Here is a 24,789-nt window from a genome sequence, read left to right as displayed (position 1 = left end):
GAGTTCGACAACCCGGTACGGACATTCGTCCGTGCCGGGTTGTTGCCGTTCGGAGAGCGTGGTGGCAGACGCTAGGCTGTCGTCGTGGCAGATTCCCCGCACGATCCGGCCGGTCCGGGTGCGCACCGTTACAGCGACGACGCCGTCGCCCGCAACCACCGAACCTCCGGTGCACACCACCGGCGCGACGACGCCGATCCGGGCGGTGGATTCTCCCGCAAGGACGACAACACGGACACGAAGAAGGAGAAGTCCTTCTGGCGCGAACTCCCGATTCTCATCGTGGTGGCGCTGGCACTGAGTTTCCTGCTCCAGACATTCGTCGCCCGCGTCTACCTCATCCCGTCCGAGTCGATGGAGCCCACGCTCCACGGATGCCCGGGCTGTACCGGAGACCGGATCGTCGTCGAGAAGATCAGCTACCGCTTCACCGATCCCCGGCCCGGCGACGTCATCGTGTTCAAGGGACCCGACTCGTGGTCGGCGGGATACACCTCGACTCGCTCCGACAATGTCGTTCTGCGCGGCCTCCAGGAGGTCGGCTCGCTGATCGGTGTCGTGCCGCCCGACGAGAACGACCTCGTCAAGCGCGTCATCGCAGTCGGGGGTCAGACGGTCGAGTGCTGTGACGACCAGGGCCGCGTCCTCGTCGACGGCAAACCGCTCGACGAGCCGTATGTGCAGATGGACTACCCGTTCACGCCCGGCGTGGTCGACTGCGACACCGAAGTACCGTCCGGCCGGTGCTTCGGCCCGATCACCGTCCCCGAGGACGCGGTATGGGTCATGGGCGACAACCGCAGCAACTCCGCGGACTCGCGGTATCACGTCGGCGACGAATACCAGGGTGCCGTTCCCCTGGACAACGTGATCGGCAAGGCCCAGTTCATCGTGCTGCCCCCCGGACGGTGGGGTCTGATCGATTCTCCGGAGATAATCCCCTCGTGACCGTTCTGGACAATTGGCCCCCTCGTCCGGTGATCCGCAGGTCCGCGGGCCTGCGGACGATGGAATCCGCCCTCGTGCGGTGCGGACTCGGCCCCGTGGCCGGAGTCGACGAGGCCGGGCGAGGTCCGTGCGCCGGCCCGCTGGTCATCGCGGCCTGCATTCTCGGCCCGAAGCCGCACCCGTCGCTCGATCGGCTCGACGACTCGAAGAAGCTCACCGAGAAGACTCGCGAAGAGTTGTACGCGGTCATCACGCGCAGGGCACTCGCGTGGAATGTGATCGAGGTACCGGCCGCGGAGATCGACGCGATCGGTATCCACGTGGCCAACATCGAAGGCATGCGACGCGCCGTCGCGGGCCTGTCCCTCGCACCCGGCTATGTGCTCACCGACGGATTCCGGGTGCCCGGTCTGCCGGTTCCGTCGCTTCCGGTCATCGGCGGAGACGGCGCGGCCGCCTGTATCGCGGCCGCCAGTATTCTCGCCAAGGTCACGCGAGATCGGATCATGGTGGACCTCGATCGCGAGATACCGGGGTACGGTTTCGCGGTACACAAGGGCTACAACACACCCGCCCACATCGCGGCGCTGCAAGAACGCGGCCCGTGCCACGAGCATCGACGGTCGTGGGCAAACGTCGCGGCGGTGTCCGGCGACACCCCGTTCCGGCGGCGATTGTTCATCGACGAGGCAGATGCGGGATGATGACAGGACACACCGGACTGGGAGGACACCGAAAGCGATGAGTGCCGAGGATCTCGAAAAGTACGAAACCGAGATGGAGCTCTCGCTGTACCGGGAGTACCGGGACATCGTCGGTCAGTTCGCGTACGTCGTGGAGACCGAACGACGGTTCTATCTCGCCAACGCGGTCGAGTTGCTCCCGCACAACGCGAGCGGAGAGGTGTACTTCGAGGTACGCATGTCCGACGCCTGGGTTTGGGACATGTACCGCCCCGCGCGGTTCGTCAAGCACGTCCGGGTGATCACCTTCAAGGACGTCAACATCGAAGAACTCGACAAGCCCGAGTTGAGGTTGCCCGACAAGCTGGGATAGCCGACCCGAGGGCGTTGTCCACAACGCCCGCCCTCATCCACAGATCACGCCTCGGGGCCCTTGTTTCCGTTGCCTCGCGCCCTCCCCGCTGCACAGTAGGTGCACGCAGGGGGAGGAGCCGGGCATGGGACGTAATCGGGATCTGGGGATACGCGGGGAAGACCTCGCCGCAGAATTCCTCGAGTCCGCCGGAATGGTGGTGCTCGAACGCAATTGGCGCACGCGGTACGGGGAACTCGATCTGATCGCGCAGGACGGCGCGGTCCTCGTATTCGTGGAGGTCAAGACCCGGTCGGGTCTCGGGTACGGCACGCCCGCCGAAGCCGTCACCCGAGGTAAGACCGAACGGATCCGGCGTCTCGCGGGCATGTGGCTCGCCGCGCAGAGCAGGCGGTGGACGCACATCCGGGTGGATGTCGTGACAGTGCTGCTCCAGCGCGGCTACGCGCCCGTCATCACCCACCTGCGGCAGGTGCTGTGATGGCGCTGGGCAGAGCCTGGTCGGTGGCGGTCTCGGGTGTCGACGGGCAGGTCGTCGAGATCGAAGCGGATATCGGCCGGGGGCTACCCGGCGTGACCATGGTGGGTCTGCCCGACACCGCGCTGCAGGAGTCGCGCGATCGGGTGCGCGCCGCGGTGTCCAATTCGGGTGCTGCATGGCCGGATTCGAAAGTCGTGCTGGCGTTGTCGCCGGCGACGCTGCCCAAAGTGGGCAGCGTCTACGACGTGGGTCTTGCGTGCGCGGTGCTCAACGCCGCCGACATCGTCCCCCTCGATCTCCTCGAGAAGACGATCCTGCTGGGTGAACTCGCACTGGACGGCAGGCTGCGGCCGATCCGGGGAGTGCTGCCGGCGGTCGTGACCGCGATGAATCACGGGTGGCGGAGGGTTGTGGTGCCCACCGCGACGATGATCGAAGCCGCGCTGGTGGAGGGGATCGAGATCTACGGCGCCGATACCCTCGCGGACCTCGTGCGCTGGTTGCGGGGTGACGGTGCTCTCGAGCGTCCCGGCGAGCGTCGCGCCCCTCCGCGTGCGGTCCGCGGGGACCTGAGCGAAGTCGTCGGGCAGTACGAGGCGCGCCGCGCCCTCGAAGTGGCCGCTGCGGGGGCGCATCACCTCATGCTCACCGGTCCGCCGGGGATCGGCAAAACGATGCTCGCACAGCGTCTCCCGGGAATTCTTCCCGTGCTCACCGAGAAGCACGCCCTCGAAGTGACCGCGATTCACTCGGTGGCCGGTACGCTCACCGCCGACCGTCCTCTGGTGACGGAACCCCCCTTCATCGCCCCTCACCACACCGCCTCGGTGAGCTCGCTGATCGGTGGTGGGACAGGGATGGCGAAGCCGGGTGCGGTAAGCCGAGCGCACCGCGGAATCCTCTTCCTCGACGAAGTTGCCGAGATGGGCACGAAAACACTCGAAGCACTGCGGACACCCCTCGAGGACGGCGAAGTCCGGATTGCGCGGCGTGACGGCGTGGCACGGTACCCGGCGCGGTTCCAGCTGATCCTGGCGGCGAACCCGTGCCCGTGCGCACCGGCACGCGACGCCGACTGCGTCTGTGCTCCCACGGCGCGCCGCCGGTATCTCGGGAGGCTTTCGGGTCCGTTGCTCGATCGGGTGGACCTACGCATCCGGATGGAGTCCGTCGCGACCAGTGCCCTGATGGACGAGACCGGTGAGAGTACCGACGAGGTGCGCGCTCGGGTCGCGAACGCACGCGGCGCTGCGCGGGAGCGCTGGGCCGAGTACGGGTGGTCCACCAATGCCGAGGTTCCCGGACCCGCTCTGCGGCAGAAGTTCCGCCTCGCCCCCGCGGCGGTGCGGCCCGTCGAACGAGCGCTGCGGAAGGGTGCGATCACCGCGAGAGGCGCCGACCGGGCGTTGCGCGTCGCGTGGTCGCTGGCCGATCTCGCGGGCGCGGCCTCGCCGTCGGAGGTGCATGTCGCGACAGCACTGCAGTTCCGCGACAGGGGACTGGTGTGAGCGCGGCCGACGAGAGACGCCTCGCCTGGGCGTATCTGTCCACGGTGGCGCAGGGCGCGTCCCGGTCGTTGTCCGCGGCGATCGGGGAACACGGCGTGGTCGAGGTGGCCGAGGCGGTTCGTCAGGGCGGCGCCGGCGGACGGTTGTCGTCCCGGCTTGCCGCGCGGGCGCACCTCGACACGGCGGCGGAGGATCTCGGCAGGCTCGCACGATCGGGAGGGCGCCTGGTCACGCCGGACGACGAGGAGTGGCCGGCCTGGCACCTGCTCGGATTCGACTCGCTGACCACCACCGCCGATGCCGACGCGCCGCCTCTCGCGCTGTGGGTGTGGGGGGAGCGAAGAATCGACGAACTGACCGACCGGTCCGTGGGCATCGTGGGCACCCGCGCGGCGAGTGGATACGGCGAACACGTGACCGCGCAGGTCGCCGGGGATCTCGCTGTCGACGGGTGGACCGTGGTGTCCGGTGCGGCGTTCGGGGTCGATGCTGCAGCGCATCGGGCGGCGCTGGGGGTCGGGGGGCCGACGCTGGCCGTCCTTGCGTGCGGCGTCGACCGGGCTTATCCCGCCGCGCATTCCGCGCTGCTGCGATCGGTCTCGGAAACGGGCCTGGTTGTGAGCGAGTACCCCACGGGCACTACGCCTGCCCGGTACCGATTCCTGGCGCGCAATCGCCTGATTGCGGCGTTGTCGGCGGGCACGGTCGTGGTGGAGGCGGGATGGCGCAGCGGCGCTCGCAATACGGCGACGTGGGCTCGACGGCTCGGCAAACCCGTGATGGCGGTGCCGGGTCCGGTGACCTCCGCATCGTCGCAGGGTTGTCACCGGATGATCCGCGAGGGTGAGGCGCGTCTGGTGGGCAGTGCGCGCGAGATCGTGGAGGAATGCGGACCGCTGCTCGCCCGCGACGACGGACGTGACGCGTTGTTCCACCGAGATCTCGATGGCTTGTCGACGGAGAGTTCTCTTGTGTACGAGGCTTTTCCGGCCACGGGCAGTTGCACTCCGTCGGTCCTGGCGGAGTCGGCGGGTGTGCCGGTCGAGCAGGTTCGTGCGGCGTTGACTCTGCTCGAGCTGGACGGGCTCGTGGTTCTGGTGGACGGTGGCTGGCGGCGTGCGTGAACCTCACCAGGGCCGGATTTCAGTCTCCACGTGGGGGGTGGTGCAGTTGCGCGAGCATGCGTTCTCTCAGGCTGTCGTAGATCGGCGAGGATCCCATCAACTGCGCTACGGCGAATGCCCCGGCGACGGCTGCGAGCATCGGGACGGTGACGCTGGTCGTCGCGGTCATCTCCATGACGAGGACCGCGCCGGTGACGGGTGCGCGCACCGTCGCACTGAACATCGAGGCCATTCCCACGATTGCCATCGGCACCGCAACAGAGGAATCGATTCCGGGAACTATTGCGTGGCAGATCCCCGCGTAGAGCACGCCCCACAGCGCACCGAGCGCGAGTAGCGGAGCGAACAGACCTCCCGGAGTGCCCGCGGCATACGAGACGGGCCCCGTGGCGAACCGCAATGCGACGTACAACGCGACGAGCGGGATCGCGAGCGCGCCGCCCGACAGCACGTGCTGCACCAGGGAGTCGCCGCCGCCGGTAGCAGGAGGTGAGGCTGCGGAGAGCAAGCCGATGGCACCTCCGATCGCAGTGGCCTTCACCACCGAGGGGACCGAGCGGAGAGCGTCCACAACGGACAGTGAACCCATCACCGCACGGTTGTAGGCAGCGCCGAGAACTCCGGTGAGGAGACCGAACACGACGAACACCGGGAGCAGGGTGATCGAGGGGGGATCGACCGGGCCGACCGAGAAGTCAGGCGAATCTCCGACGACAAGACGGGAGCACGCGACCCCGACGGCGACAGACACCAGAACCGGCACCACAGTCCGGAGCCGGAACGAGTGCATGACTTCCTCGAAGACGAACAGCGCGCCACCGATGGGCGCATTGAACGCGACCGCCAGTCCCGCGCCGGATACCGACGTCTGCAGGAGTCGCTGGTGATCGGCGTTCATCCCCGCGCGGCGAGCTGTCTCGGCCCCTGCGACTGCGCCCATGTGCACGATGGGGCCTTCACGTCCGAGCACGAGACCCGACCCGATGCTGAGGACGCCGCCCACCAACGTCGCAGGCAATATCCGGAATTGCGGTGGGTCGACCTCGCCGCGGGAGACGGCCTCGACATGCTGAATACCGCTACCGGATGCGAACGGCACCCAGCGCACTATCAACGCCGCGATCGCGGCACAGACGGCCGTGACCCCCATCGGGATCAACCATCCCGGTCCGGGCAACTCGTGCGCCCAGCCCAGAAGATCGATCCGTGCTGCGTCAGCCCTCAGCAGACACCATCGGAACGCTCCTCCGACGAAGCCGATCAGCGCGCCGGCAACAGCAGCGACCAGGCAGACGATTGCGAGTTCGCGCGCGACTACGGGAGCTTCGTCCGATTTGTCGCGTGAATCCGCCATGCGCTCTCCAGGACCGGGGGATGTCGGCTACGGGCGCAGGCCGCGCCGTGCCGACGCGGCCGTGAAGGGATCGAACGCAGGCGATCGAAAACAATCCACACTCGGAAGTATGGCCACCGGAGTCTGTCCTGCGTGGTCGTTCGGACGTTTCGGCCGGTCCGGGAATCGGAGTATCGCGGAATCGTCCCGGCGGGTCGGCGTCGCCGGGGTGTCGTGTCAGTTCCCGGTGGTCTCCGAGTCGGTGCCCTCGGCGGCGGCGGTGTCGTCCACGTACCAGGCGCGATCCTCCCGGTCCCACTTCACGCCACCGCGGTGGGCCTTGCGGAACTCCCGGAGAACGGCCCGGTCGATCGACGCGTGACCGTTGTCGTTGATGTAGGTCCACTCGGGTCCGAACTTGGCCTCGATCGCGTCGACCATGTCGGTCTGGGTGACCTTGTGTTCCGTGGTGATGATGTCGGTCATCCAGGTGGCGATCTCGGTCGCGGTGGTGCTCATGGGTATCGAGCCTAGAGCGTCCCGAGGGGTGACGTCCCCGCTGGACCCCGCCTCGGAGTACGGTTGCGCCGATATAGGTAACCCTTACCAGGAGGCGCAGTGGCCCGGAAATCTCCGTCATCGACGACCCTGACCGTGTTGCGCACGGAGACGATCGCCGAACACTTCGTCCGGGTCGTCCTCGGCGGAGACGGCTTCGGCGACTTCGCCGCGCGAGCCGACACCGACAGCTACGTCAAGATCGAACTTCCCACGGGAGAGGACACCGCGGTACGCACCTACACGGTGCGCCGGGTCGACGAGGCTGCCCGCGAGATCTGGATCGACTTCGTCGTGCACGGTGACCAGGGTGTCGCCGGACCGTGGGCGCGCAGTGTGCAGCCCGGGACCGACGTCGTAGTGCGCGGACCGGGCGGTGGATACCGGCCCGATCCGGCCGCGGATTTCCACCTGCTCGCGGGCGACGAGACGGCGCTCCCGGCGATCGCTGCTGCGCTCGAGTCGCTGCCCGGCGACGCTCGGGGGGCGGTATTCGTCGAGGTGGCGGGCGTATCGGACGAATTGCCCTTGTCCGTTCCGGCGGGTGTCGAGGTGCACTGGGTGCATCGTGGGGTGGCCGCCGGTGACGCACCGCAGGACCTGATCGACGGTAACGCGCCGCTCGTCGCCGCGGTGAAGTCGCTTCCGTGGCCGGCCGGGGACGTCCACGTCTTCGTGCACGGTGAAGCGGAGACGGTGATGAAGCATCTTCGTCCGTACCTGCGAAAGGACCGGGGCGTGAGTCCTGCCCGCGCCTCTATCTCCGGGTACTGGCGTCGTGGTCGTACCGAAGAAGGCTTCCGGACCTGGAAGCAGGAATTGGCGACCATCGAAGCGTCGTAACGGCATTCACAACGAGTGCGGCCCGGGTCCCCGGTGAGGGGAGCCGGGCCGCACTCGTCGTGCCGACGGGGCGCGTTGCGTCAGTGCGCAGGCTCGCGGGCGGCGTCGACGCGGGCTTCCCTGGTGAGCACGGTGAACGCGGTCAACGCGAGGGTCCCGCACACGAGGATCGAGATCGCCATGGGTACCGCGGTGCTCTCACCGCCGAGTCCCACGAGGGGCGAGACGAGTGCCGCGAGCCCGAACTGGGACGCGCCGATCACCGCCGAACCGGTGCCGGCCGCCTTGGGGACCTGCGACTGGGCGAGCGCGGTGGCGTTGCCGAGGATGAAGCTGAGGCTGCTGACGCACACGAACATCAGCGGGAGGATCAGCCACGGTGTGTACCCGACAACCAGGATCGACAGCAGCAGGAGTGCTCCACCACAGAAAAGGGTGGTGACGCCGGCGCGCAGCAGCGACCGCGTCGGGAAACGTCCGATCAGACGGCTGTTGACGATGTTGCCGCCGACGAGACCGACCGAATTCACGGCGAAGACGAGAGAGAACTGCCCCGGGCTGAGTCCGAGGATCTCCTGCGTCACGAACGGCGACGCCGAGATGTAGGAGAACATCGCCCCGAAGCTGAGAGCGAAGGTCGCGGCATAGCCGACGAACCGCCGCTGCGACAGCACGTACCCGAAGTTGCCTGCCATGGCAGAGAAGCCGCCGCCGTGCCGCTTCTCCGGCGGCAGGGTTTCCGGGACGAAGAGCAGCACCGCGACGGTCATCGCGACGGCCAGCGCCGTGAGAACCCAGAAGATGCCACGCCACCCGATCGGACCGAGAAGCGCGCCGCCGAGCAGGGGCGCGGCCACCGGCGCGATACCGCCGATGATCATCATGATGCTGAAAAGTTTGGCGGCCTGGTCGCCCCGCGCGCGGTCGGCGATGACCGCACGGGCCAGGACGATTCCGATTCCGCCGCTGAATCCTTGGACCAGACGGGCTGCGATCAGCACCTCCACCGTCGGTGCGAGCGCGCACAGGGCACTGCTCGCCACCAGGACGAGCGTGCCGATGATGAGCAGTCGGCGTCGCCCCCAGCCGTCGGAGAGCGGACCGATCAGCAGCTGTCCCAGGCCGAGACCGGCCATGAACGTCGTCAGGGTGAGCTGGACACCGACCGTCGTCGTGCCGAGGCTTTCGGACATGACGGGGAGCCCGGGAAGGTACATATCGGTGGAAAGTGGTGCGATCGCCGACAGTAGCGCGAGCGCGCAGAGCATCGACAACGGGATTGTTTTACTCACTAACGAACTGTAACGGCGTGGCTCGTTGCGCCGTGCGGTGACTCCGCGCACGGTAGACCCATGCGCACCGACGGTCCGAGAGAACTGCCGCCCCCGCTCGCCGTGCACCTCGACGATTTCGCCGACCATCTCGCCCTCGAGAACAACCGCTCCGCCCACACCGTTCGTGCTTATTCCACCGATGTCCGGTCCCTGCTCGCACACCTGGCTGCAACGAACCCGGACGCCCGCATCGCGGACCTCGACCTCGCGACGCTGCGATCATGGCTCGCGGGGCAGGTCGAGGCCGGCGCGGCACGGACCACAATCGCGAGACGCACGTCGACGGCGCGGGCGTTCACGGCCTGGCTGGTTCGGACCGGGCGGCTCGACCACGATCCGGCCGTGCGCCTCGCGTCGGCGCGGGCACATCGGACACTGCCCACCGTGTTGCGCGACGAGCAGGCCGTCGAGGTCATGGAGGCCGCAAAATCGGGTGCGCAGGAACTCGACCCGCAGGCACTCCGCGACCGGGTCATCCTCGAGGTCCTGTACGCGACGGGCATCCGGGTCGGCGAACTGTGCGGGATGAACGTCGGCGACGTCGACGGCGAGCGGCGCGTGCTGCGTGTGCTCGGCAAGGGTGACAAGGAGCGGGTGGTGCCCTACGGCGTTCCGGCAGGCGACGCGCTCGATGCCTGGCTCCGGCACGGCCGCCCGCATCTGGTGCGGCCGTCGTCCGGCGATGCGCTGCTCCTCGGCAAGCGCGGCGGACGCATCGACCAGCGCCAGGTCCGCACGGTCGTGCACGACGCGGTGTCGGCAATTCCCGGAGCCCCCGATCTCGCGCCGCACGGACTCCGGCACAGTGCCGCGACTCATCTCCTCGAGGGCGGTGCGGATCTGAGAGTTGTGCAGGAAGTGCTCGGTCATTCGAGCCTCGCAACCACACAGCTCTATACGCACGTTTCCGTCGCGCGGCTGCGTGCCGTGCACGAGCAAGCACATCCACGGGCCTGACGACCGGAACGTCGGCCCTCGCGCCCGCGCGAACTGTCCTGCGCGCACGGGTTCGGGGGTGCGGACGTGCACAGTCCCGCCCGGATTGATAGCGTGCGCGCCGCACCATCGAATTCGGGGGGATCAGATGAGACGCGACGAACCGGGCCATGCTCTGCCCGCGTGGCTGCGGGACCAGCCACCTGCCGCAAGTGAGTCACCACCGGCACGGAAGGCTTTTCGTCGGGTGGTCCGGCCGGAGGGGGCAGGCTCCGAACCGAAAAGCGATTCGCTCGAGACAGCTGCCGCCGCTGTGCAGGCGGCCGAGCGCCCCGTCGCGTCGGTCCCGTTCGGAACGCCACTCCTGCCCCCGGCCGGTGCGGCGGACGACGCGGGAGAGACACCGACCCCGGAGCCCGGAGCGCCGCGATCCGAAGACATGCCGCGCTCCGAAGAGACCGAGCCGTCCGTCACGGCTTCCGAACCATCCCCGGTGAACGCCTCCGGGGAGGACTGTCCCGATCCGGTGGTCGAGGCCGAGGAACCCTGGGCGCCGCACCAGGCCGGTGAACACGATCCGTCGGCGTTGCTCCCTCACGCGTTCGAGCACCAGCCGTCCACTGTCGATCTCGCGTCGGACGTGCTGGTCCGACGATCCCGGCGTTCTTCGCCGGCCGGGTGGCGCCGCGGTGTGCACCGGTTCGCGAAGGGACTCCTCGAGCCCGGCGACTCCACGGGGAGCGCTCGCCACGAGCATCTGGTGGAACGGATCCGGCAACCGATCTCGGGGGATTACCGCATCGCGGTGCTGTCCCTCAAAGGTGGGGTGGGCAAGACGACCACGACGATCGGGCTCGGCTCCACGTTCGCCTCGTTACGCGGCGACTGTGTCGTGGCTGTCGACGCGAATCCTGATTTCGGCACGCTCGCGCAGCGCATCCCGCAGCAGACCGACGCCACGGTCCGGGACCTGCTCGCGGCAGCGCCCACGATCCGGCGCTATTCCGATGTCCGGGCGCACACCTCCCAGGCACCGAGCCGGCTCGAGGTGCTGGCGAGCGAACGCGACCCGGCGGTGTCGGAGGCGTTCAGCGAGGACGACTACCGCGCTGTCGTCGACATCCTCCAGGTCTTCTACAACATCATCCTCACCGATTGCGGTACCGGGATCATGCACTCCGCGATGCGGGGAGTACTCGATCTGGCGAATGCCCTCGTGCTGGTGGGCTCGCCCGCGCTCGACGGTGCGCGGAGCGCTGCCGCGACCCTCGACTGGTTGCAGGCCCACGGGTACGACGATCTGGTCGACCGCACGGTCGTGGTGATCAGCGCGCCGCGTCCGGGCACGTCGACGATCGACATGGATGCGCTGACCGCGCATTTCCTCGCGCGGTGCCGCGCACTGCATGTCGTCCCGTTCGACGAGCATCTGGCGGAGGGAGCCGAGATCGACCTCGAGCGGTTGCGGCCTGCGACCCGGCGTGCCTTCGTCGAACTCGCCGCGATCGTGGCGGACGACTTTCCGCCGTTGTCCGGCCGGCATGCCGGCCGCGGCTGACGATGCGGGTGTCTCCGGTCCGGCCGAGGGTCGCGGCGCGCTCCTCAGTGCTTGCCCGGTAGCTCGACCTCGGCCGGTGACTTGTCGGTCCGTAGTCCTTTCCAGCTCGGATGGCGCAGGCTTCCGCCCGCGTATTCGCGGAACTCCACGTCGCCGACGAGGACAGGCTCGACCCAGTGCGCATCGCGGGTGTCGCGAGCCGGTGCCGGGACTGCCAGCGGGCTCGTCGTCCGCTCGAGTGAATCGAGTTGTGCGCGCAGCGTCCGCCGGGTCGCGGCGGTGAAACCCGTGCCGACCTTCCCGATGTACACCAGATGCCCTTCGTCGTCGTGCGCGCCGAGAATCAGGGAACCGATGCCTCCGGCGGCCGACCCCGACCCGGGCAGCCAGCCGACCACCACGGCCTCGGTGTTGTTCCGCAGTGGTGACTTGATCCAGGTCGGCGCCCGGGCCCCGGGCAGATACGTCGAGTCGAGCCGTTTGGCCACTACGCCTTCGAGTCCGTGCAGGCGGGCAAGGTCGAGCATCTGCGCGCCGTCGACATCGGTCCAGTACGGGGGGATCTTTACCTGCGCACTCGGTCGCACCAGGTCGTCGAGCACGGCCCGGCGCTCGGCATACGGCAACGCGGTGGTCGACCGGCCGTCGACGGCGAGAACATCGAACAGGTACAGCACCACCGGGATCTCGCGTCGCAACGCGGGCGTAGGCCGCTGCACGTGCATCCGGCGCTGGAGCCGGTGGAACGACGGTCTTCCCTTCGCATCGAGCGCGACGATCTCGCCGTCGAGTACCGCGTCGCGGCCGCCCAGGGCGAGCGACACCGGGCCGGGCAGTTCAGGATAGGAGACGGTGATGTCGTTGCCGTTGCGGCTCGAGAATCGGCAGTCGTCGGCTCCGGCTCGCGCGATCGCCCTGACACCGTCCCATTTCATCTCGAATGCCCAGCCGTCCCCGGCCGGCAGCACGCCGAGGGTCGCCAGCATCGGGGACGGCTCCGTCGACGCGGAAGGCATAGACCGAGTCTGCGGCATCCACCCTGGCGGTGATCGGCGAATCGGCAGCGTGGTCCCCGGCTACTCGTCCTCGACGCCGGTCACACGGGATGGAGACGGATCACCGGCCGCTCCACGAGGGGGAAGGGGTCGAGATACTCGTCCCGGTCCCGGCGCAGTCCCCAATGCAGGCACGCCGCGACCGGGCACCCCTCGTGACCGCTCTCGACCGTGCCGATCGGATCGCCGCGCCCGATGCGCCGCCCGGACACGACCGCGGCGACGACGGGTTCGTACGTCGTGCGCAGCCCACCGGGATGGTCGACGGACACGACCGGCTTCCCCGCGACGGTGCCTGCGAACACCACCACACCGTCACCCGCAGACCGGACGTGCTGTCCGGGCGACGCGGCCAGGTCGACGCCGCGGTGACCGGGCAGCCAATTCCGGTCGGGCGGGTCGAAGGCGCGAGTGACGGCGGGCCGGGGTTCGAGCGGCCATCCGAACAGCGGACCGGCGGGCGGCCCGTCGGTCCGGAGGGGGCCGCCCAGGGCCGGGACGGTCCCCACGGTGAACACCAGCACCGCGAGGCAGGCGCTGCGGGACACGATCCGGCGGACGGCCGCGATACTCATGCAGGAAGGGTGCCGTCCGCAGCCGCCCGAGCGACAGACCCGATCCGGGGTCTGTGGACAAAGCGGGAGTGCTCCACAGGGGCGACGTGCCGGTTTAGCGATCCGGCACCTGGGCACGTACACTTGTCGGGCGGTCTGTGTTCGCAGATCGACTTCGCGCGTCCGCGCACGGTGTCACCCGTTCGTACGGTGTACACCCGATGGCCGTCGATCGGTCCCGCAAGGGTTCGACGGGCATGTGGACGCCAGGGCGGGGATCGCAAGATCGCCCGCATCAACCGACACGAAAGAGAGACAACAGCCATGGCTGTCGTAACCATGAGGCAGCTGCTCGACAGCGGCGCCCACTTCGGTCACCAGACTCGACGCTGGAACCCGAAGATGAAGCGGTTCATCTTCACCGACCGCAACGGCATCTACATCATCGACTTGCAGCAGACGCTGACGTACATCGACAAGGCGTACGAATTCGTCAAGGAGACCGTCGCCCACGGTGGCACGATCCTGTTCGTCGGCACCAAGAAGCAGGCGCAGGAATCCATCGCCGAAGAGGCCACTCGCGTCGGAATGCCGTACGTGAACCAGCGCTGGCTCGGCGGCATGCTCACCAACTTCTCCACCGTCCACAAGCGCCTGCAGCGCCTGAAGGAGCTGGAGGCCATGGAGCAGACCGGTGGCTTCGAGGGTCGCACCAAGAAGGAAATCCTCATGCTCACGCGTGAGATGAACAAGCTGGATCGCACCCTCGGTGGTATCCGCGATATGGCCAAGGTTCCGTCGGCCGTGTGGATCGTCGACACCAACAAGGAGCACATCGCCGTCGGTGAGGCTCGCAAGCTCAACATCCCGGTCATCGCGATCCTGGACACGAACTGCGATCCCGACCTCGTCGACTACCCGATCCCGGGTAACGACGACGCGATTCGTTCGGCTGCGCTTCTGACCAAGGTTGTCGCTTCCGCCGTCGCCGAGGGCCTCCAGGCCCGCGCCGGCAAGAGCACCGACGCCGACGCCAAGCCCGAGGCCGGCGCCGAGCCGCTCGCCGAGTGGGAGCAGGAACTGCTCTCGCAGGCCACCCCGGCCGCCGAGGCCGAGGCCCCTGCTGCAGAGGCTCCCGCCGCGGAAGCTCCCGCTGCCGAGGCATCTGCCGCGGACGCAACGCCCGAGGCCTGATCCCGATGGACGGCCCCGACCGGTAGATCGCAAGATCCATGGTCGGGGCCGTCTGTTCGCGAGCGGCCCGGACATTCGCTGCGCCGCCCGCACTCCGAGACTTTCCATCACAGACACAGGAGGCTCGCTTCCATGGCGAACTACACCGCCGCCGACGTCAAGCGTCTCCGTGAGCTCACCGGCTCCGGAATGCTGGACTGCAAGAACGCTCTCGCCGACAACGACGGCGACTTCGACAAGGCCGTCGAGCAGCTGCGCATCAAGGGTGCCAAGGACGTGGGCAAGCGCGCCGAGCGCTCCACCGCCGAAGGCCTGGTCGTGTCCAAGGACGGCGTGCTCGTCGAGCTGAACTCCGAGACCGACTTCGTCGCCAAGAACGACGAGTTCAAGGCTCTCGCCGACACGATCGTCACCGCGGCCGCGCAGGCGCGTCCCGCCGATGTCGACGCCCTCAAGGCCGTCGAGATCGACGGCAAGACGGTCGACGCGCTGGTCCAGGAGATGTCCGCGAAGATCGGCGAGAAGCTCGAGCTTCGCCGCGTCGCGTCGTTCGACGGCCAGACGTCCGTCTACCTGCACAAGCGTGCTTCGGACCTGCCGCCGTCGGTCGGCGTGCTCGTCGAGTACACCGGTGAAGGCGACGCTGCCGCCGAGGCCGCGCGTGCCGCCGCGATGCAGATCGCTGCGCTCAAGGCCAAGTACGTCACCCGTGACGAGGTCCCCGAGGACATCGTCGCCAACGAGCGTCGTATCGCCGAGGAGACCGCAAAGGCCGAGGGCAAGCCCGAGGCTGCACTCCCGAAGATCGTCGAAGGCCGCGTCAACGGCTACTTCAAGGATGTCGTGCTCACCGAGCAGGCCTCCGTCACGGACTCGAAGAAGACCGTCAAGGCGATCCTCGACGAGGCCGGTGCCACCGTCGTCCGCTTCGTGCGGTTCGAGGTCGGCGCCAGCTAGAATGTCTGCTTCTCGACCCCGCCGGCTCTCTGCCGGCGGGGTCGAGGTGTGTCAGGGCACGCCCACCGGCACGCGCACGGCCGCCGCACGGGCGGTCCGCCGCCGTGCGAACGGTCATGACACAACGTGTCGTCTCGCGCCCGGTCTCGGTTCCACCGGGTCGATGAGGCAGGATGAAAGGGCCGATTCATGCGCAACCAGAGGAGAGTCATGTCCGAACACGCCCACGAACGGCCCGGTTTCCGCCGGGTGCTCCTCAAGCTCGGCGGCGAGATGTTCGGCGGCGGCACCGGCAAGGTGGGGCTGGATCCCGACGTCGTGACCACGGTGGCAGAGCAGATCGCCGAGGTCGTGCGCAGCGGTGTGGAAGTTGCCGTGGTGATCGGCGGCGGAAACTTCTTCCGCGGCGCGGAACTGCAACAGCGCGGGCTCGAACGCGCTCGCTCCGACTACATGGGCATGCTCGGCACGGTCATGAATTCCCTTGCGCTGCAGGATTTCCTGGAGAAGCAGGGTATCGACACCCGCGTGCAGACCGCCATCACGATGGGGCAGGTCGCCGAGCCGTATCTCCCGCTTCGCGCCCGCCGGCACCTCGAGAAGGGCCGCGTCGTCATCTTCGGTGCGGGCATGGGCATGCCGTACTTCTCGACCGACACCACCGCCGCGCAGCGCGCGCTCGAGATCGGGGCCGATGTCGTGCTGATGGCGAAAGCCGTCGACGGCGTCTATTCGGCCGACCCGCGGGTGGTTCCCGATGCGGTGATGTTCGAGGAGATCACCCACCGCGAGGTCATCGAGAAGGACCTCAAGGTCGCGGACGCGACCGCTTTCAGCCTGTGCATGGACAACTCCATGCCGATCATGGTCTTCAACCTGCTGACCAAGGGCAATATCGCCCGGGCCGTCAACGGTGAGAAGATCGGAACGCTCGTACGGTCATGAACGGACAACGGAACATGGAGGAACTGCCGTGATCGATGAAGCCCTCTTCGAAGCCGAGGAGAAGATGGACAAGGCCGTCACGGTGGCCAAGGACGAGCTCGGGGGCATCCGCACCGGACGCGCGAATCCCGGCATGTTCAACCGCATCGTGGTGGACTACTACGGCTCGCCGACGCCCGTCACGCAGATTGCCAGTATCAGTGTGCCCGAGGCACGCATGGTCATCGTCAAGCCGTACGAGCAGTCGCAGCTCGGCGCGATCGAAACTGCGATCCGCAACTCCGATCTCGGCGTGAACCCGAGCAACGACGGGCACATCATCCGTATCTCGGTGCCGCAGCTCACCGAGGAACGTCGCCGCGAACTCGTCAAGCAGTCCAAGTCGAAAGGCGAGGACGCGAAGGTTGCCGTGCGCAACGTCCGGCGCAAGGCGATGGAAGAACTCGGCCGCATCCAGAAGGACGGCGAAGCCGGCGAGGACGAAGTCAACCGCGCGGAGAAGGAACTCGACAAGACCACGGCCAAGTACGTGGCGCAGATCGACGAACTGATCAAGCACAAGGAAGCCGAGTTGATGGAGGTCTGACGGTGGGCAGAGCCGACGGGTCTTCAACCCCGCAGCTTCCACTCGGTGCCGAAGGCGACTCCGGTACCACCCCCGCAGTCTCGGACTCGACATCCGGTACCGCACCCGCGAAGCCGGCCTCCCGTGCCGGTCGAGACCTCCCTGCCGCGATCGCGGTGGGGTCCGGGCTCGGCGGTCTTGTCATCGTAATTCTGCTGTTCGCCCCGACTGCCTGGCTTGGGGTGGTCGCGGCGGCGATCGCCATAGCAACGTGGGAGGTCACCAAGCGCCTCCGCGAAGCCGACGTGTCGGTTCCCCGCGTGCCTCTCCTGCTCGGTGGGCAGGCGATCATCTGGCTGGGGTGGCCGTACGGCACCACCGGCGTACTCGGTGCCTTCGCGGGCACCGTGGTGGTCACCATGTTGTGGCGACTGTTCGACCGCGGCTTGGCGGCGCAGCCGCACAACTATCTCCGGGACACCGCGGTAGCGGTGTTCACCGCGGCGTGGTTGCCGTTGCTCGCCTCGTTCGCGACATTGATGGTCCTCGAAGATCAGGGTGCCGCCCGCGTCTTCTGCCTGATGCTGGTGTGCGTGGCGTCCGATATCGGTGGTTACGCGGCGGGCGTACTGTTCGGTAAGCACACGATGGCCCCGGCGATCAGCCCGAAGAAGTCCTGGGAAGGATTCGGAGGTTCGCTGGTCGCCTGTGTGGCCGTGGGAATCCTCACCGTCACCTTCCTGCTCGACGGCCCGTGGTGGGTCGGTGCCGTCCTCGGCGTGGTCCTGGTCTTCACGGCCACGGCCGGTGACCTGATCGAATCCCAGGTCAAGCGGGAACTCGGCATCAAGGACATGGGCACACTCCTGCCGGGCCACGGCGGCATCATGGATCGGCTGGATTCGATCCTGCCGTCCGCATTCGTCACCTGGCTGATCCTCACCGCGTTCATCTAGTGGCTGTCGGCAACAGCGGCCGCGACCGGGGCGTGATAGCGAGCCCCAACATCTGGCACTGGCCCGCGGTCTACGAAGAGGAGAACCGGGCCCAGGACACCCGCGGCGCCGTTTATGCGGCGCTGCGGGAGTCGGTCGACTGGACCGGCCGTGACGTCGTCGACGTGGGATGCGGCAGCGGCTACCATCTGCCGATGTTCGCCCGTGCGGCGCGCACGGTGACCGGTGTGGAACCCCACCCGCCGCTCGTGGCGGCGGCACGGCGCCGGGTCGAGGATCTTTCGACCGTCCGGGTTCTGCGAGGATCCGCCGCGTCTCTGCCGTTGCCGGACGCCTCCACCGACCTCGTTCACGCCCGCACCGCGTACTTCTTCGGCCCCGGATGCGGGGCCGGCATCCTCGAGGCCATGCGGGTGCTGCGGCCCGGGGGAGCGCTCGCCGTCGTCGATCTCGACGCGACCGCCCATCCGTACGGAGAGTGGATGCGCGCCGACCTCCCGCACTACGACCCTCCGGCCGTCGAAGCGTTCTTCCGCGCCCAGGGATTCGACCTGCGACGCGTCGACACGGAATGGGCGTTTCCGGACCGTGCGGCCCTCGAACGCGTGCTGGGTATCGAATTCGGCCCGGAGGTGGCATCCCGGGCGATCAGGGAAACACCCGGCACGACACTGACCGTGCGCTATCGCCTCCACGTCCGCCGCAAACCGGTAGGCGTCGAAATACGCTGAGCCGGACCGCGTCGTGCCCGTCAGCGCGACACGCCGACGTGGAATGCCCTCGCGAGTTCGGTGATCTTCTTCGCTTTCGCCAGTGTGGGCAGGTCGCTGCCGTCGTGCACACCGTGGCCGTCCTCGCCCAGTTCGTCGATCACCCGGCGTGCCCATGCGATGTCCTCGGCGCTGGGACTCAACGCCGCGTTGACATACGGCGTCCGCTCCGGCGTCATACAAAGCTTTCCGGTCATGCCCATCGAGCGTGTGTGCTCGGCATCCTGCCGCAGCGCCGCCGGGTCGGCGCTCAGCGACGGACCGTCGACGGGCCCGGGCAGGCGCGCGGCGCGACTGGTGATCACCAGACGCGACCGCGGGTAGGCCAGGGCCAGCGGCGAATCGCTCATACCGGTGTCGCGCCGGAAGTCACCGCTGCCGAAGACGAGGCGGAACGTGCCGTCGGCCCGGGCGATCTCGGGCGCGGCCTCGAGACCGGTCGCCGATTCGATGAGCACCAGGATCCGGGTGCCGTCGGGCATCGCGTCGGCGGTGGCATCGACCTGCTGGCCGCTTTCGGTCTTCGCGAGCATGACTCCGGCGAGATGCGGGATCGCGCTCAGAGCCGCGAGGTCGTCGGCCCAGTGCGGGGTGCTGGTGTCGTTGATGCGCACCCACGCAGAACTGCCCTCGCTGATCCAGTGCGCCACGGCGGCGCGGGCGTCGGCCTTGCTCGCGGCCGGAACCGCATCTTCGAGGTCCAGAACGATCGCGTCGGCGGGCGACGCGGCCGCGGCGTCGAATTTTTCCGGTGCGGTGCCGGGCACCAGTAGCCACGATCGGGCGAGTTCCGGAGCGATGCTGGTGGCCATAGAGCCATCGTCCCCCTGCCGATAGGCGAGCATCACAGCAACGGCGAGTCCGGCCCGCTCCGGTTCATGGGAGAATGGATCATTATGGCTTCTTCTCTGCCCCTGGTATTCGACGCACCCAAGCGCGGCATGCCGCCGCGACACCTCGCCGACCTCGATTCCGAGCAGCGACGTGAGGCGGTGCGGGAGCTGGGTCTGCCGGCGTTTCGCGCCGACCAACTCGCTCGCCAGTACTACGGGCGTCTCGAGGCGGACCCGGCCAAGATGACCGACCTGCCCGCCACGGTGCGGGACACGGTGGGCACGGCCCTGTTCCCCCCTCTGCTCACCGCGGTCAAGCACATCGCCTGCGACAAGGGCGAGACCCGCAAGACGCTGTGGCGCGCCCACGACGGCACACTCCTCGAAAGTGTGCTGATGCGCTACCCCGACCGCGCGACACTCTGCATCTCGAGCCAGGCCGGATGCGGGATGGCGTGCCCCTTCTGCGCGACCGGCCAGGGCGGTCTCGACCGCAATCTGACGACCGCGGAGATCGTCGACCAGGTGCGTGCGGCCGCGGCCGCGCTTCGCGACGGTGACGTAGCCGGCGGGCCGGGGCGACTGTCCAACGTCGTGTTCATGGGCATGGGCGAACCGCTCGCGAACTACAAGCGGGTCGTCGCTGCGGTCCGTCGTATCACCTCGCCGGCACCCGACGGTCTCGGTTTGTCCCAGCGTTCGGTCACTGTCTCGACGGTCGGCTTGGCGCCCGCGATCCGCAAGCTCGCCGACGAGGGGCTGAGCGTGACACTCGCCGTGTCGCTGCACACCCCCGACGACGAACTGCGCGACACCCTCGTACCCGTGAACAACCGCTGGTCGGTGAAGGAGGTGCTCGACGCCGCGCGCTACTACGCCGACAAGACCGGGCGCCGGGTTTCCATCGAGTACGCGTTGATCCGCGATGTGAACGATCAGCCGTGGCGTGCCGACCTGCTGGGCAAGAAGCTGCACAAGGCACTCGGCGCGCTGGTGCACGTCAATCTGATTCCGCTCAACCCGACGCCGGGTAGCGAGTGGGACGCAAGCCCCAAGCACGTCGAACGCGAGTTCGTGCGGCGCGTACAGGCCCAGGGCGTCTCCTGCACGGTGCGTGACACCCGCGGCCAGGAAATTGCCGCGGCGTGTGGCCAGCTCGCCGCCGAAGGCTGAGAACGGGGCGACGTGGCGACCCGGACCACCTCGGACTGAGCCGGCTCAGACAGCGCGATCCTGCTTCGCCTCGCTGTCCCCGGCGCCGAAGTACGCTGCCTCGAGACGATCCCGGTCGGCCAGCAGTTCCGCCGCGCTGCCCTCGAGGACGACGCGGCCGTGCCCGAGCACGATCGCGCGGTCCGACACGGCGAGAGCGAGTTCGACGTGCTGCTCGACCAGCACGACGGCGATGTTCTCGTCGCGAGCCAGGTCCCGGATGGCGGGCAGCATCTGTTCCACGACGAGCGGTGCCAGCCCGAGGCTCATCTCGTCGACCATGAGGATCCGCGGTTCCGCGAGTAGCGCCACCGCGATCGCGAGCATCTGCTGTTCACCGCCGGACAGGAGACCGACTGTGCGCGATTGCAATCGGGCCAGAGCCGGAAACCTGTCGAGAACGAATTCTTCCCGGGCACGGTCGGCTGTACTGCGGGCCAGCCGGAAGTGGTCGCGCACCGTCATGGTGGAGAAGAGTCCGCGGTCGTCGGGAACGAGTCGGATACCGCGCCGCGCCATCCGGTAGGGCCTGCGGTGGTCGACCGGGGCACCGAGGGCGGTGACCGCACCGCCCATCACCGGAAGCAGTCCCGCGAGTGTCAACAGAGTCGTCGTTTTGCCCGCGCCGTTGGATCCGAGGATCGAGACGACCTCACCGGCGGAGACGGTCAGGTTCACGTCGGAGACCGCGGCGACGCCGTTGTAACCGGACGTCATGGATTCGGCGGTGAGCACCACGTCAGCCATGAGTGGTCTCCATCGGTGTGCCGAGGTACGCAGCGATCACAGCAGGATCCTTTCTCGCCTCTTCCGGTGTGCCCGAGAAGATCACCTTCCCGAACTCCATGACGTAGATGCGGTCGCACACACCGAGAATGAGCGACATGTCGTGGTCGATGAGCAGCACTCCCGGACCGCCGCGCGCCACGGCACGGATACGCTCGGCGAAGTCGAGGCTCTCCTGGCTGTCGAGGCCCGCGGCGGGCTCGTCGAGCAGCAGCAGGCGGCAGTTCCCGACGAGTGCACGTGCGACGCCGACGAGTTTCTGTTGTCCGAGGGTGAGATCGCGCGCCGTGGTCTCCCCGAGATCGCCGAGGCCTACCGCATGCAGCGTCGAGGCCACGAGTTCGTCCGTGCCGGTCTTCCGTCGGCCGAACAGATCGCGCCACAGCGTCGCCGGTCCGCCGGGACGCAGGGCGGCAACGACATTCTGCGCGACGGTGAGGTTGCCGAAAAGCTCACCGGATTGCCATGTGCGGGACAGTCCGGCGCGTCGGCGCAGATGCGGAGCACGTCCGTCGAGCCGTGTGTCGCCGAGTGTGATCTCGCCGGAGTACTCGGTGAAGCCCGTGACTGCGTCGACGAACGTGGTCTTGCCGGCACCGTTCGGTCCGATCAGTCCGACGATCTCCCCGGAGCCGACCGTCAGCGACACGTCGTCGTTGGCGACGACGCCTCCGTAGGCCACGGTCACGTTACGCGCGGACAGCCGCGCCGGTTTCTCATCCGGCATCACTCACCGCAACCTTTCTGTCGTCGGCGTTCGGGGCGGAGTCGATCCCGGGTGGGGCCGGTGGTCGCGATCGGCGGGAGCGGACCAGATCGGCGATCCGGGATGCTTCTCCCGCCACCCCGACGGGATTGACGATCGCGGTGGCGATCAGCGCCAGTCCGGAGATCAGGGCGTAGTAGTCACCGAAATCGAACACGTTGTGCAGCAACACGTAGACGATCCCCAGTGGCCCGATCACGCCGGCGATCATCGCGCCGCCGACCGAGGTGATGCCGCCCAGGTACGCGACCGCAAGCACCTGCAATCCCACGAAGACCGTGAAGGACTCCGCCGAGAGCTGGCCTGCGCTGTACCCGATGAGGCACCCGGCGACACCGGCGATGAAGGCGGAGAGACCGAACCCGACGAGCTTGGTCAGCCGCACGTTGATGCCGCTCGCGGCGGCGGCGCGCTCATTGGCGCGTACTGCCAGAAACGTCCGGCCCGTGTCGCCGGACGCGAGCCGGATGAATCCCCAGACGACCAGGACTGCGACGACCAGGACGGTGAGGGAGAACGACAGACGCGCGATGTCGCTGCCCTCGCGCACACCGAGATTCAGTCCGAACAGCGTGGGGTTGGCGATGGGATTTCCCGACGGAGGGGTCAGGCTGTAGTTGTTGAAGACGAACCGCTCGATGGCCAGGGCGGCCGCGATGGTGACGATCGCGAGTTGCGCGCCCCGGATTCTGAAGGCGGGCAGCGCTACCAGCATTCCCAGCCCCGCCGCGACGAGCGAGCAGAACACCAGTGCTACCGGGAACGGTAGACCCCAGCCGGTGGTCACCTTCGACAGCATGAATCCTGCCGCTCCGGCGAATGCCGCCTGCGCCAACGAGATCTGGCCGAGGTAACCGGTGATCACCACGTACGACAGGGCCAGGAGCATCAGGATGATCGAATAGGTCAACCCGAAACGGTACGTGCCGGAGGTGACCGCCAGCAGTACCCCGGTCGCGACGACCACGACGGCGGCGGGGATCGGCCGGAAGCGCGGAATCCGCACATCGGGCAGTTTGACAGTCTGGAGCGAACCGCGGGACGGTATGCGACCGCCGAACGCGAAGAGGATCACGATGATCACGAGGAACGGCACAACCTGGTCGACGCCGGATTGCGCCCACACCGGCCACCAGTTCTCACCGGTGAGCAGGTTGAGCACCGATTGGAATGCTCCGAGGGCGAGCGAGGCGATCACGATCGTCGCGACGGACTCCATCCGGGCGACGAGGAGCACCGCGAGAGCGGGCACGACGAGCAGCGAATAGTTGAGAGGATTCAACCCGGTCAAGCTCGCGCCCAGGACGACACCCATCGTGCTGACGAACGACGCCATCACCATCGCGAGTGCGGCGAGGCGGTCCGCCGAGAATCCCATGAGCGTCGCGCCCCGCTCGTTCTCGGCGGCCGCTCGGGTGGCCGCACCGGCCCGCGTGAAGCGGAAGTATGCCCAGATCAGTGCGGAGAGCGCCACCATGATCCCCGCCATCACCAACTCGGCGGACGAGACGGTGGTGCCGAAGACGTCGAGGGAGCCGTCCGGGACGATCGCCTCGATCGGAATGTTGTTCGGGCCGAACCGAAGCACCACCAGCGCCTGGATGGTGAGCATCAGTGCGACCGAGACGACCACCTGCGCGAGTGCCGGTGCGCGCCGGACGGGCCGGAACACCAGGTAGTGCGTGAGAAGGCCGAGGAGCAGTGCCATGAGCAGCCCGATGGCCAGCGCCACCGGGGTGGACGGTTTCTCGTCGAACTCCAGGCTTCCGATCGGCAGAACCAGAACGATCCCGGCCTGCAAGTCGCCGTCCTCACCGCGGCGGGGGACAAGGCGTTCTGTGCGGGTGGCGACCTCAAGGAGATGGTCGAGACGGGGATGACGGTTCCCCCCCGCACGCTGATTCCGGTCCCGTACGACACGGTCGAACTGTCGAAACCCACGATCGCGGCCGTCAACGGGGCCGCGTTCGCCGGGGGCTGGCTGATCGCGCAGTCGTGCGACCTGTGTGTGGCGAGTACCGGTGCGACGTTCGCGGTGACGGAAGTGAAGGTGGGCAGGAGCTCACCGTGGGCTTCTCCACTGATCCACATGATCCCGCAGCGGATCATGATGGAGATCCTCCTGACCGGAAACCGGATCACCGCGCAGCGGGCGTACGAGATCGGATTGGTCAACAGGCTCGCCGAGCCCGGAGACCTCCTCGCGACGGCACTCGGCCTGGCGGGTGAGATCCTCGCCGGCGCACCCCTGTCGGTTCGTGCGGCGCGGGAGACCGTGATGCTCTCGACGGAGATGGGACGCTCGGCTGCGCTGGTCGCCGCCCGGCACGCGTCCGAGCTTTGCTACAACAGCGAGGACGCGCAGGAAGGGCCGAGGGCGTTCGCGGCCAAACGTGCGCCCCAGTGGCGGGGCCACTGATTCAGTGCAGTGGCGGGGCCGCTGATTCAGTGCGGTGGCGGGGCCACTGATTCTGTGCCGTGGCGGGGCCGCTGATTCCGCGCAGTGGCGGGAGACGC

At 68.0% G+C, this 24,789-nt stretch carries 26 protein-coding genes; 17 read left to right on the top strand and 9 right to left on the bottom strand.

Annotated elements, in window-relative coordinates; genetic code table 11:
- Positions 1–84: 84 nt before the first annotated feature.
- The 6 genes from lepB (at position 85) to dprA (ending at position 5,117) form a co-directional block, all read left to right on the top strand.
- Positions 85–948 carry a signal peptidase I gene (lepB, locus tag HF886_RS12365; protein WP_169652430.1) on the top strand — a complete coding sequence of 288 codons (864 nt, stop codon included), beginning with the start codon at positions 85–87 and terminating at the stop codon, positions 946–948.
- Between the two features lie 5 nt (positions 949–953).
- Positions 954–1,652, top strand: coding sequence for a ribonuclease HII (locus tag HF886_RS12360; RefSeq protein ID WP_072698889.1), 699 nt, complete (start codon positions 954–956; stop codon positions 1,650–1,652).
- A gap of 37 nt (positions 1,653–1,689) precedes the next feature.
- Positions 1,690–2,004: a DUF2469 domain-containing protein gene (locus tag HF886_RS12355; RefSeq protein ID WP_072698634.1), complete on the top strand. Its 315-nt coding sequence runs from the start codon at positions 1,690–1,692 to the stop codon at positions 2,002–2,004.
- Positions 2,005–2,128: 124 nt separating this feature from the next.
- Positions 2,129–2,485: a YraN family protein gene (locus HF886_RS12350; protein WP_169620542.1), complete on the top strand. Its 357-nt coding sequence runs from the start codon at positions 2,129–2,131 to the stop codon at positions 2,483–2,485.
- Entirely contained in the window at positions 2,485–3,993 is a 1,509-nt protein-coding gene (locus HF886_RS12345) for a YifB family Mg chelatase-like AAA ATPase (RefSeq protein WP_169620543.1), read from the top strand. The genes HF886_RS12350 and HF886_RS12345 overlap by 1 nt, the downstream gene beginning before the upstream one ends.
- The gene (gene dprA / locus HF886_RS12340; protein ID WP_169620544.1) at positions 3,990–5,117 is read left to right on the top strand and encodes a DNA-processing protein DprA; all 1,128 of its coding nucleotides are present in this window, start codon (positions 3,990–3,992) and stop codon (positions 5,115–5,117) included. Before HF886_RS12345 ends, dprA begins: the two co-directional genes overlap by 4 nt.
- 19 nt (positions 5,118–5,136) lie before the next feature.
- On the opposite strand, the gene HF886_RS12335 is transcribed toward dprA, so the two are convergent.
- Both HF886_RS12335 and HF886_RS12330 read right to left on the bottom strand, forming a co-directional pair.
- Positions 5,137–6,471: a ClC family H(+)/Cl(-) exchange transporter gene (locus HF886_RS12335; protein ID WP_072698626.1), complete on the bottom strand. Its 1,335-nt coding sequence runs from the start codon at positions 6,469–6,471 to the stop codon at positions 5,137–5,139.
- Between the two features lie 216 nt (positions 6,472–6,687).
- Positions 6,688–6,969 (bottom strand): hypothetical protein, encoded by a 282-nt coding sequence (locus HF886_RS12330; protein ID WP_169652429.1) that lies wholly within the window; start codon positions 6,967–6,969, stop codon positions 6,688–6,690.
- 99 nt (positions 6,970–7,068) lie between these two features.
- Between HF886_RS12330 and HF886_RS12325 the strand changes: the two genes are divergently transcribed.
- Positions 7,069–7,851, top strand: a complete 783-nt coding sequence (locus HF886_RS12325) for a siderophore-interacting protein (protein ID WP_169652428.1) — start codon at positions 7,069–7,071, stop codon at positions 7,849–7,851.
- Positions 7,852–7,931: 80 nt separating this feature from the next.
- Here the strand turns inward: HF886_RS12325 and HF886_RS12320 are convergent, their stop codons facing one another.
- Positions 7,932–9,119 carry a multidrug effflux MFS transporter gene (locus HF886_RS12320; protein WP_169652471.1) on the bottom strand — a complete coding sequence of 396 codons (1,188 nt, stop codon included), beginning with the start codon at positions 9,117–9,119 and terminating at the stop codon, positions 7,932–7,934.
- A gap of 108 nt (positions 9,120–9,227) precedes the next feature.
- On the opposite strand from HF886_RS12320, the gene HF886_RS12315 reads away from it, so the two are divergent.
- Positions 9,228–10,142 carry a tyrosine recombinase XerC gene (locus HF886_RS12315; protein ID WP_240955109.1) on the top strand — a complete coding sequence of 305 codons (915 nt, stop codon included), beginning with the start codon at positions 9,228–9,230 and terminating at the stop codon, positions 10,140–10,142.
- 127 nt (positions 10,143–10,269) lie between these two features.
- Positions 10,270–11,679, top strand: a complete 1,410-nt coding sequence (locus HF886_RS12310; RefSeq protein ID WP_240955076.1) for a MinD/ParA family protein — start codon at positions 10,270–10,272, stop codon at positions 11,677–11,679.
- A 44-nt stretch (positions 11,680–11,723) separates the two neighbouring features.
- On the opposite strand, the gene ligD is transcribed toward HF886_RS12310, so the two are convergent.
- Both ligD and HF886_RS12300 read right to left on the bottom strand, forming a co-directional pair.
- Entirely contained in the window at positions 11,724–12,695 is a 972-nt protein-coding gene (gene ligD, locus HF886_RS12305) for a non-homologous end-joining DNA ligase (protein ID WP_169652425.1), read from the bottom strand.
- Between the two features lie 80 nt (positions 12,696–12,775).
- Positions 12,776–13,309, bottom strand: a complete 534-nt coding sequence (locus tag HF886_RS12300) for a M23 family metallopeptidase (RefSeq protein ID WP_169652424.1) — start codon at positions 13,307–13,309, stop codon at positions 12,776–12,778.
- Positions 13,310–13,612: 303 nt separating this feature from the next.
- Between HF886_RS12300 and rpsB the strand changes: the two genes are divergently transcribed.
- From rpsB to HF886_RS12270, 6 genes are all read left to right on the top strand, one after another.
- Entirely contained in the window at positions 13,613–14,482 is an 870-nt protein-coding gene (rpsB, locus tag HF886_RS12295) for a 30S ribosomal protein S2 (protein ID WP_169652423.1), read from the top strand.
- Between the two features lie 132 nt (positions 14,483–14,614).
- Positions 14,615–15,439, top strand: a complete 825-nt coding sequence (tsf, locus tag HF886_RS12290; RefSeq protein WP_072698617.1) for a translation elongation factor Ts — start codon at positions 14,615–14,617, stop codon at positions 15,437–15,439.
- Positions 15,440–15,649: 210 nt separating this feature from the next.
- Entirely contained in the window at positions 15,650–16,384 is a 735-nt protein-coding gene (gene pyrH / locus HF886_RS12285) for a UMP kinase (protein ID WP_072698616.1), read from the top strand.
- A gap of 28 nt (positions 16,385–16,412) precedes the next feature.
- A complete protein-coding gene (frr, locus tag HF886_RS12280; protein ID WP_072698615.1) occupies positions 16,413–16,970 on the top strand; it encodes a ribosome recycling factor in 558 nt (185 codons plus the stop codon).
- 2 nt (positions 16,971–16,972) lie between these two features.
- Positions 16,973–17,905 (top strand): phosphatidate cytidylyltransferase, encoded by a 933-nt coding sequence (locus HF886_RS12275; protein ID WP_169620552.1) that lies wholly within the window; start codon positions 16,973–16,975, stop codon positions 17,903–17,905.
- A gap of 32 nt (positions 17,906–17,937) precedes the next feature.
- Positions 17,938–18,636 (top strand): class I SAM-dependent methyltransferase, encoded by a 699-nt coding sequence (locus HF886_RS12270; protein ID WP_169652470.1) that lies wholly within the window; start codon positions 17,938–17,940, stop codon positions 18,634–18,636.
- Positions 18,637–18,656: 20 nt separating this feature from the next.
- Here the strand turns inward: HF886_RS12270 and HF886_RS12265 are convergent, their stop codons facing one another.
- The gene (locus HF886_RS12265; protein WP_169652422.1) at positions 18,657–19,487 is read right to left on the bottom strand and encodes a CoA ester lyase; all 831 of its coding nucleotides are present in this window, start codon (positions 19,485–19,487) and stop codon (positions 18,657–18,659) included.
- A gap of 84 nt (positions 19,488–19,571) precedes the next feature.
- Here HF886_RS12265 and rlmN point away from each other — a divergent pair, with 84 nt between their 5' ends.
- Positions 19,572–20,681 carry a 23S rRNA (adenine(2503)-C(2))-methyltransferase RlmN gene (gene rlmN / locus HF886_RS12260; protein ID WP_072698613.1) on the top strand — a complete coding sequence of 370 codons (1,110 nt, stop codon included), beginning with the start codon at positions 19,572–19,574 and terminating at the stop codon, positions 20,679–20,681.
- A 45-nt stretch (positions 20,682–20,726) separates the two neighbouring features.
- Here rlmN and HF886_RS12255 read toward each other — a convergent pair whose 3' ends face one another.
- The 3 genes from HF886_RS12255 to HF886_RS12245 are packed head-to-tail and all read right to left on the bottom strand — an operon-like array spanning position 20,727 to position 24,004.
- Positions 20,727–21,467 (bottom strand): ATP-binding cassette domain-containing protein, encoded by a 741-nt coding sequence (locus HF886_RS12255; RefSeq protein WP_169620554.1) that lies wholly within the window; start codon positions 21,465–21,467, stop codon positions 20,727–20,729.
- Positions 21,460–22,233, bottom strand: coding sequence for an ABC transporter ATP-binding protein (locus HF886_RS12250; protein ID WP_072698611.1), 774 nt, complete (start codon positions 22,231–22,233; stop codon positions 21,460–21,462). Before HF886_RS12250 ends, HF886_RS12255 begins: the two co-directional genes overlap by 8 nt.
- Positions 22,223–24,004 carry an ABC transporter permease gene (locus HF886_RS12245; RefSeq protein ID WP_206038759.1) on the bottom strand — a complete coding sequence of 594 codons (1,782 nt, stop codon included), beginning with the start codon at positions 24,002–24,004 and terminating at the stop codon, positions 22,223–22,225. The genes HF886_RS12250 and HF886_RS12245 overlap by 11 nt, the downstream gene beginning before the upstream one ends.
- Here HF886_RS12245 and HF886_RS12240 point away from each other — a divergent pair.
- Positions 23,951–24,691, top strand: a complete 741-nt coding sequence (locus HF886_RS12240) for an enoyl-CoA hydratase-related protein (RefSeq protein WP_169652421.1) — start codon at positions 23,951–23,953, stop codon at positions 24,689–24,691. The genes HF886_RS12245 and HF886_RS12240 overlap by 54 nt on opposite strands.
- Positions 24,692–24,789 lie beyond the last annotated feature (98 nt).

This window comes from Rhodococcus sp. 105337, assembly GCF_012844225.1.
In the GTDB taxonomy this organism is placed as follows: Bacteria; Actinomycetota; Actinomycetes; order Mycobacteriales; family Mycobacteriaceae; genus Rhodococcus.
This window is presented reverse-complemented; position numbering and strand designations above follow the sequence as displayed.

Coding starts and splice junctions, on each gene's coding strand:
- HF886_RS12310 (WP_240955076.1), top strand. CDS start 10,270: ATGAGACGCGACGAACCGGGCCATGCTCTGCCCGCGTGGCTGCGGGAC.
- HF886_RS12265 (WP_169652422.1), bottom strand. CDS start 19,487: ATGGCCACCAGCATCGCTCCGGAACTCGCCCGATCGTGGCTACTGGTG.
- HF886_RS12320 (WP_169652471.1), bottom strand. CDS start 9,119: ATGCTCTGCGCGCTCGCGCTACTGTCGGCGATCGCACCACTTTCCACC.
- HF886_RS12355 (WP_072698634.1), top strand. CDS start 1,690: ATGAGTGCCGAGGATCTCGAAAAGTACGAAACCGAGATGGAGCTCTCG.
- HF886_RS12255 (WP_169620554.1), bottom strand. CDS start 21,467: ATGGCTGACGTGGTGCTCACCGCCGAATCCATGACGTCCGGTTACAAC.
- HF886_RS12250 (WP_072698611.1), bottom strand. CDS start 22,233: ATGCCGGATGAGAAACCGGCGCGGCTGTCCGCGCGTAACGTGACCGTG.
- HF886_RS12300 (WP_169652424.1), bottom strand. CDS start 13,309: ATGAGTATCGCGGCCGTCCGCCGGATCGTGTCCCGCAGCGCCTGCCTC.
- HF886_RS12330 (WP_169652429.1), bottom strand. CDS start 6,969: ATGAGCACCACCGCGACCGAGATCGCCACCTGGATGACCGACATCATC.
- rlmN (WP_072698613.1), top strand. CDS start 19,572: ATGGCTTCTTCTCTGCCCCTGGTATTCGACGCACCCAAGCGCGGCATG.
- HF886_RS12335 (WP_072698626.1), bottom strand. CDS start 6,471: ATGGCGGATTCACGCGACAAATCGGACGAAGCTCCCGTAGTCGCGCGC.
- tsf (WP_072698617.1), top strand. CDS start 14,615: ATGGCGAACTACACCGCCGCCGACGTCAAGCGTCTCCGTGAGCTCACC.
- HF886_RS12345 (WP_169620543.1), top strand. CDS start 2,485: ATGGCGCTGGGCAGAGCCTGGTCGGTGGCGGTCTCGGGTGTCGACGGG.
- HF886_RS12350 (WP_169620542.1), top strand. CDS start 2,129: ATGGGACGTAATCGGGATCTGGGGATACGCGGGGAAGACCTCGCCGCA.
- pyrH (WP_072698616.1), top strand. CDS start 15,650: ATGTCCGAACACGCCCACGAACGGCCCGGTTTCCGCCGGGTGCTCCTC.
- ligD (WP_169652425.1), bottom strand. CDS start 12,695: ATGCCTTCCGCGTCGACGGAGCCGTCCCCGATGCTGGCGACCCTCGGC.
- rpsB (WP_169652423.1), top strand. CDS start 13,613: ATGGCTGTCGTAACCATGAGGCAGCTGCTCGACAGCGGCGCCCACTTC.